This window comes from Clostridium sp., from assembly GCF_032552055.1.
GTDB lineage: Bacteria > Bacillota > Clostridia > Clostridiales > Clostridiaceae > Clostridium.
This window is the reverse complement of the sequence record NZ_JAWGSV010000122.1, coordinates 1-9,118: the sequence shown is the minus strand read 5'-3', so window position 1 is coordinate 9,118 and position 9,118 is coordinate 1. Positions and strand designations below refer to the sequence as shown.

2 protein-coding genes are annotated in these 9,118 nt (G+C 29.7%); both read left to right on the top strand.

Features of this window, described 5'->3' with window-relative positions:
* The first annotated feature begins 74 nt into the window (after positions 1 to 74).
* Positions 75 to 6,152, top strand: a complete 6,078-nt coding sequence (locus E6248_RS09475) for a M60 family metallopeptidase (RefSeq protein WP_316340574.1) — start codon at positions 75 to 77, stop codon at positions 6,150 to 6,152.
* A 60-nt stretch (positions 6,153 to 6,212) separates the two neighbouring features.
* A complete protein-coding gene (locus E6248_RS09470; protein WP_316340573.1) occupies positions 6,213 to 8,795 on the top strand; it encodes an immunoglobulin-like domain-containing protein in 2,583 nt (860 codons plus the stop codon).
* The last annotated feature ends 323 nt before the right edge of the window (positions 8,796 to 9,118 follow it).

Below are 9,118 nucleotides of genomic sequence, written 5' to 3'. Positions count from 1 at the left end.
ATTATATAATATTGATTTTCCAGTATAATTTATGATATATTTTATTCGAAAAAAATTAAATAGGAGGAATTATTTTGAAACAAAAGATATCAGCTACACTTGCTGTGGCATTAATTGCAAGTCAGATGCAAAATGTTGTATATGCAGAAACAATAAATAATAAAGAAGCTATTGATATTCTTAATGGAGATATTTTACAAAGTGATAATGATAATAAGGATTCAAATTTAGAAGAAAAACCTGAAAGTAATAATGATATTACATCAACTGAAGATAATACAGATAAAGTTAATGACATAGAGAGTACTGAAAATATTGAACAAGCTCCAGAAGACGAAAATGTACAAGAAATTGAGAACGTTGAAAATACTGAAGAAGTAGAAGAAATTGATGGAAATGTAGAAACTGAGACTGAAGAAAGAGTAGAAAATATTGATTATGAAGTTACAGGAAAATTAGAATTAGATATAAACTTCTCTACACCTATAAAGAAGGAGAATACTGAAAATACTAATATATCAGTAAAATTAATAGGTGAATCAGGAGCAGTTGGAATAATTAAATTAGGAGCAGATAACGAGAGTGGAGTTATAGGGGATACTGGTATTACTTATAATTTAGAGGCGTTAAATTCTAAGAGAAGTTCATTAGAATATGGTGATGACTCAGTATATTTCTATCATCTAACTTTCAATAAATTGCCTTTAGGAAATTATTCTTTAGAAATTCTAGGGGATGGATATGAAACTGCAAATATAGTTAACATAGATATACAAGATTCATCAAAGAGGGTTTTAGTAGGTACAAGTGGCAATAATGATAATCAAGCTCAAGATGAAGTTTATCCAGGGCTTTTCCTATCAGGGGATGTAAATGCTGATAAGAAAGTAGATAAAGCAGACTATGATGCAATAAAAGATAAAATAAAGAGTAAGTCATATGATTCTAATTTTGACTTAAATAGAGATGGAAAAGTAGATATAACTGATTTAAGTTATACACACAAAAATATGGACAAAACTAGTGTAGAAGCAACTATAGTAGATACAGATCCAATTTTAAATCCTAACAATATTGATATAAATGTTAATAATACAACAGAAATAGTTGAAGGAAATATAAGAGATATATTAGCTGATAATGGATCAGGAGTAAAATTATCAGCTAAAAATAATGAAGAAATAAGTGAAAATAATCCTATTGAAATACCTATAAATCTATCAGGAAAATCTAGGTCTACAACTACAACTAATGTAGAAAAAATAACTATAGAAGCACCAAAGGATACAGCTCCTGGAAAAGGACTTATAAGTATACCAGGCCATAAAGATATTAACTTTAATGAAAATAATTCAAAGGTTATAGGAACAAGAAATTCTGATGGAAAAGAAGTAAGTGTAATAGAAATAGATTTAGGTGGGCAAGTTGCAGTAAGTGAAATTACTATAAAAGTTACTGGGGGTAGAGGAAATAAAAATCTTGCAGAAATATCAAAGGTTAACTTTTTAAATAATGTTTATAAAGAAATGCCAAAGCCTAATATGAATATTCCTGTTATAAATAACTTTACAAGTTCAACAGCTGTAGGTAATGAAGCTATGACTTTAGGATGGGAACATGAAAATAATATAAGTGGATATGAAATCAAAGTAGAAGAGCTAAAAGAAGATGGCAGTGTTAAATCCACAAGTACATATAAGACTACTGAGAATACTTTAAAGATAGAGAAAGTTAATGGTTATTCTACATATAGAGTAAGTATTCAATCTTTAAATGGCGATTGGAAGAGTGGCTATAAGGATGAGCAAGAAGATTATTCTACAAAACCAGCTGGTACAACTAACTTAGACAATAACTTAAATGATAAAGATGGAGTTCCAGATAATGTTGATGAAAACTATATACCAAAAGGATGGGATTCTACATCAGGAAAATTAAGCTCTAATGGAGAAGGTGGAAATAAGTTTGGGGTAGATTCTATTATTGAACTTCAAGTTATCCCAGAAACAGCACCTGAGGGACCAGAAGGTATAAAAATAGAAGGGGCATATAAAGGAATACTTAATGTTAGCTGGAAGAGCCATAAAAAAGCTAAGGACTATGATTTATATTATAGAAAGCTTGGAACTGGAGAATGGTTTAAGGTCAAAGATCCAAATGAACCTAAGTATGTAGATAGTGATCCTACTAATGATATACCAGATGGAGTAGCAAATTTAAGTCCAGCTGAAAAGACTGATAATGATGAGTTAATAAGAGGGACTAGCTACACTATAACAGGACTTGAAGATAATGCTACATATGAAATAAAAATGACAGCGACTAATCACCATGGTACTGGTGGATTATCACAGACTTATTTAGGTGCTACAAAAGGTATTAATCCTCCTAAAATGTCAGAATATAAGTTGATAAATAGAGTAGTAGAAGGTGAAGAACATACTTCAAACATAGTAGATGTAGAATATGGAAGAGTTGATCCAGGATCACACCCAGATGGTATGGAAGGTAATAAATTTGCAATTGTAGATAATGACTTTAGTACATACTGGACATCATTTACATGGAATAGTAGCCATAATTCAGGTCCAACTGTTACTTTTGATAAAGAATATACAATAGATACTATAAGAATAGCAACTCGTTTAGATGGCGTATATGCATATGATGTTACATATGATTATGTTCCAGTAAGATATTTTGACTCAGAGAAAAATGAATTTGTAAATGTAAACGCCAAATATACTACTTTAAAAGATAAGGATAATGGAACATTATATTATGAAGTTAAGCTTCCGAATCCAGTAACAACAAGTAAGATACAAACTGCATTAAGAATTAATCCTTCATACGGTAAGGCACAATACTCAAGTATAAGTGAAATTAAATTCTATGAATATGATAGCTTAGAAAATGATGTAGCTGCATTATTTAAAGGTGATTTAATGCTAGAGTTAAATGATGATGTTACTCAAGAAAGAATTGATGAACTTATAAAAAGAGCTAATACTATAGATTCAGCAAGTATGGAGTATCATCCAAAGCAAGAACAATTATTAGCTGATTTAAAGAGAGCACAAGATTTATTCAACGATATTAAGTTAAGTGATAATATAAAAACTCTTGATGTTGGAATAAGAAATAATACTTCTAATGATGGAGGACATACAATAGGTCAATCAAATGACTATCAAGCATTAGGAGTAGCAGTTAAACCAGGTGATAAAGTAAATATATATATAGGTTCTTCAAGAAAAGATACTACATTTAAGCTTGCAGTAACTCAACATAACGGTGAAAGTGGAACTTATATAAAAGAATATAATACGCCACTAACTGTAGGTAAAAATGAAATAACAATTCCAGATTCACCATTTGATATGGATTATGAAAAGGGTGGAAACTTATATTTAAGATTTAATAGTGGTTTTAGTGATGAACAAGAAGTTCAAGTTCGTGTAAGTGGTGGAACAGAAATACCTCATTTAAATGTTAATAATATGATGGATGATTCATCTAAGGAATCAGAAGTTAAAGAATTAATTAGAGAATATATTAGAGAGTTAAAATCTTATGTTAGCACAGTACAAGATAGATATCCTAAGACTGTAACTCCAGCTGATAGAGCAAAAAATATTTATGCTTATGATCCTGAAACTTCTATTTTAAATAGTACTGAAATAGAAAGTGATAGAGTTTCTCTGTCTCTTGCAGCAGATCAAGTTCTTAAGGGTATAGAAAGTGGATTGGCTGGAAATGAAGAAGCTCAAGTAAATAGAGTTTATGATACATTGATGGCATGGGAACAATTAATGAAGGTATCTTATGCACAACAAGGTTTACTTGAAGAGCCAATAGATTTTGATAATGATGGAAAAATAGGGAATAATGCTTTAGAAAAGCTTAATGGTAAGAGTGAACAACAATTCTTTAAAGATAATAAAGCACCATTAAACCGTATTAATATCAAATATCAAAGAATGTTTACAGGGGCATTTATGTATGCTTCAGGCCACCACGTAGGTATTGGATATGGTTCAATTCCTGGTATGATGCAAGGGATTCCATTTAAATTTGATGAAAATGGAAACTTATTAAATAGTGATGAAGGGTCATTATTTGGCTGGGGTATTAATCATGAAATAGGACATGTTCATGATAGACCAGGTTTAACATATGCAGAAGTAACAAATAATATACTAGCTTTAATTACTCAAACCTTTAATGATATTAATACATCTAGAATAGAAGGAACATCATACAAGGGGGTATACAACAAGGTAACATCAGGCAGTGTAGGTCTTGCAAGTTCAGGAATTGATAAGTTAGCAATGTTCTGGCAATTACATTTAGCATATGATAATGACTATACTTATGATATGTTAGATCTTAATACAGATAATGATTTAGAAAATGATACTTTCTATGCTAAGTTATATAGAGCTACAAGGGTAAATGGAGTTGCACCAAAAGAAGTTGGTCATGATCAAACTGCCCAAACATTTATAATGAGATCATCAGATGCAATTGAAAAAGATTTAAGAGAATATTTTGAAAAGTGGGGTATTGTTGCAAGTCCAGAAACTAATAAGTACTTAGATAGTAAGGGTTATGATAAGGAAGATAAAGCAATATACTACTTAAATGATGAAGCTAGAAGAAAGAGATTAAAAGCAATAGATAACAATGATATGAGTAGTATAACTATGAATGCAGAAACAAAAGTTAATGGAACATTTGGTGTAGATAAGAATGGAAATGCTATAACTGAAAAGAGCTACTTAAATCAAAAGGAAGTTCCATTAAGATTAAGTGTAGATAGAGATTCAGATAAAATTCTTGGATATGAAATAATAAGAAGAGAAGCAACTGCAACAGGAATTAAAGAAACTCCAGTTGGGTTTGTTGAGAGAGATAAAGAAAGTGATATTACTGAATATACAGATGTTTTAGATACATTAAATAATAGAGCTTTTGAATATAAGGTTAAAGCTTATGATTACAGCTTAAATGTAACTAAGGAATCAACAATTGGAAATATAAAAGTAAATCATGATGGAAGTATATCTAATAAAAATTGGATATTTGATACAAACACTAGAAGTGAAGATGATGCTATTAATGAAAATACAGGACATGGACAATCTCAAGATGGTTCAATTAATAACATAAAAGATAGTGATATATCTACTGTGTATAATGCATCAAAAGCTTTAAATGAAAATGGACAAGTTCTAAGCGGTGATCCATATGTAACAGTTGATATGGGAGAGACTAAGTCAATAGTTGGGCTTAAATATACACCAGGAAAAACAGAAACTAAGAAATTCTCTATAATGAATTTCTTTAAGAAAAATAATGAAATCACTTACAATCCTATAAGCAAATATAAAGTTCTTGTAAGTGAAGATGGTGAAAATTGGGTTAAGGCTCATTCAGGTACATTTGATACTACAAAGGAAAATACTATTTACTTCAATGAAGCAGGAAGTAGCGACAATACACAACTTTGGGCATTTAATGCTAAGTATGTAAAGCTAGTTGCTGAGGGAGCTGAAACTATTTCAATAGCAGAACTTGATATATTAGGTCCAACTGGAGATAATATCGAAATCGGTATTGATAATGGAGATAAGGTATATAAAAATGGTATAGGTAGATTAAAATCAGATTATGAGTATGCAGATGGAAAAGTTATTGAGGCTGGTTCAATAATTGTAACTGGAGAATATAAGGGTGACCCAGCATTTAATATTCCACTTGTATTAAATGAAAATGATGAGAACTTTGCTATGGAAGCTCAATCTATACTATTAGCTAAATTACCAGAGGATTCAGAGCTTGGTGAAGTTGCGGAAGGTACATGGCTATATTGGATAACTCCAGAGCAACAAGATAAAATCTTTGAAGATGGACCTAATGTAAAGGGAACTTCTATTAAAGCAGAATTATATAGATACAATAAATTAGATGGAGATACTCCAATTGGACAAAGATTAGTAAGTGATACTTTCTATTACGATATCCCAGCTTTAGATAATTTACCACAAATTGATTTAAATGCTGGAAGTGCTAGAACTATAAATGATTCTTATGATAAAGTTGTAGAAATTAATAGTAGTGTAATGAGTGAAGCAATAAAGAATAGATAAGTTTACAATTGAGCTGTCTTTAAGACAGCTCTCCTGTAAAGGTAAGAAAGGAGAAAGTATATGAAAAGTAAGAAATCATTAGCAAAGGTTGCTATAGCATCGACTTTAGTATTAACATCTACTGTTGCAATTGTATACGCAACTCCCAAATTTAAGGAAGTTCAAAAAAATAATGAAGATAAATTTAAATTAGTTGTAGAAAAAGTTGATAGTGATACTGTTAAAGTAGCTATAGACAATATAGAAGATATACCAAAAGCACTTCAATTTAGTGTTAAGTTAGAGGGAGCATCTTTAAAGGATGGAGAAAATAGTATAAAGGACTTAATTACATCAGAAGTAGAGACAAGGCTTAAGAATAAAGAATACTCAAGCAGTTCAAATGATATATTAGTAGATTATACGGTAAATGAAGAAGATAATACTATAGATGTATTAATAACAGCTGAAAATTCTATTCCTAAAACAGGAAATAAAATTGATGTCTTTGAATTAGATGTAAAATCTCCTGATTCAACTAATTTACTAGATAAAGGTGAAGCACCTAAATATAAGGTTATTCCAACAAGCAATTACGAATATAAATACATAAGTAATACAAATAAAGAGTATTACACAACTAATGTAGATTATAACAAAAATGACTTTATAACTATGAACACAGCACCTATAATAAGCTTAGAATATAAGTATTTAGAAGTTACTGATGGAGAAAAACTAGAGTTAACAGCAGAAAATCTAGGAATAACTATGTCAGATGATGATCAAGATGATAAGTTAACTCTTGAAGTTAAAAAAGGTGATGAAGTAATAACTGAGTTTGTAGAAGATAAACCAGGAATTTATGATTTACAATGTACAGTTATAGATAGTTTTGGAGAAAGATCTGAGACTGTAACAGTACAAGTAAATGTAGTTCAAGATGATGTTAAAACACCACCAACATTTACCCAAAATGGGGAAGATCTAAAAGATATAACTATAGATGCTGGACAAAGATTTGAACCATTAGAGGGTGTTAAGGCAATAGATGCAAAAGGTAGAGAAATAACTGATATAAAAGTTACTTCAGATAAAGATATTGACTTAGATCCAGAAGTTGATACAGAATATAAAATAACATATACAGCTATAGATTCTTATGGAAACAAAGGTGAAAAGACAATTACTTTAACAGTAAAAGCTAATAAGGCTCCGATTATATTAGGGGTTAAGGATCATGTATTAAAAGTTGGAGATAAATTTGAACCAAAAGATGGGGTTACTGTAGAAGACGAAGATAAAAATATAGAACTGCAAGTTGAAAGTAATGTAAATACCAATATTCCTGGAACATATAAGGTTTTATATTCTGCAACAGATAGTAAAGGTAAAAATACTAAAGTTCAAAGTAAAGTAGAAGTTAACCCAAAGGTAACAGTTATAAATAAAGCTCCTATTATATATGCAGAAGATAAAGTTATAAAATTAGGAGAAGACTTTAATCCATTAGATGGAGTAACAGCAATGGACCCAGAAGAAGGTAACATCACATCTAATATAGTAGTAACAGATAATACAGTAGATGAAAATGCAGTAGGAGAATACAGTGTTACATATACAGTAGAAGATAGTCAAAAAGCAAAATCAACTAAAACTATAAAAGTAACAGTAGAGAAGGATATTTCTTTAGCAACTAATATAACAATTGATAGTAAAATAAATCAGTTATACATAGGAAGTAGCAATATCTTAACAGCAACTATAAATAAGGAAGCTGATATAAAAGATATAGAATGGTCTACTAGTGATGAAAATATTGCTGAAATAGAAGTGCTAGGAAGAAATGCTAGAGTAATAGCTAAAGCGGAAGGACAAGTTACTATAACAGCTTCAACTATTGATGGAAGTAATAAGTCAGATAGCTTAACTATTGATATAAAGAGTTTTGATAATAATGATGAGATACCTTCCTTTATAGTAGATATAGTGGATAAAGATATAGTAACACCATTATATGGCATAGGTAATATTAATGATCCATTAGTATTAGAAGTTAAAAATATAACTGTGGGAGAGTTTAATAAATTCATAAAAGACTTAGAAAAATTAAAGACAACTTTAGAAAATAAATATGTAGATGGAAATTCTACAGTATATAAAATAAAGGTTGAAAAGAAGATTAATTTATTTAAATTCTTTAAAGATAGCAATGCTGGATATATAGAAATCAGAATAGATAATAGTTTAGATAACTATGAAAAATTTAAAGATCAACTAGATTTATTACTAGATGCACCTGAGAATCCAGGAGATGGAGAAAATCCAGGCCATGGAAACAATCCAGGAGATGGAAATAATTCAGTAGACGGAAATAATCCGGGAGATGGAAACGACCCAGAAGATGGAAATAATTCTGAAGAGGGAAATGATCAAGGGGACGGAAATAACCAAGAAGGTGAAGAAAACTCCGGCACAGGAAATAACTCTGGTAACGGAGGAAACTCTGGAGAAGAAAATAACACTGAAATAGAAGATTCAAATAATAAGGATAATGTAGGAAAGTTACCTATAACAGGACAAGAAAGTATAATAGGATTTATTGGTATTGCTGCTTTAGGAACAGGTGCATTCTTATTAAGAAAAAAGAAAAATAAAAAATAATAGTATATTATTCTTCAGATAGGGATATATAAAGCTATTAATAAATACTTAAGATATATTTAAATTAAATATATCTTAAGTAAGTTAAAAGACTAGATTGGAAAGTTAATTAATTTTCTAATCTAGTTTTTTTATAATTAATATATAAGTTGTAATAAAATTTCTGCATTTTATTAAGTTAGTTTATATTTAACTTTCAGTTAGATAATTACATAAGCAACTTATGTAAAAATTAAAAACTCGATGCTTTCAATTGGTGTAATTTACTTTACAAATTATTTTTATACTTAAAATAACACAATTACTTATGCTGTGAATCATTT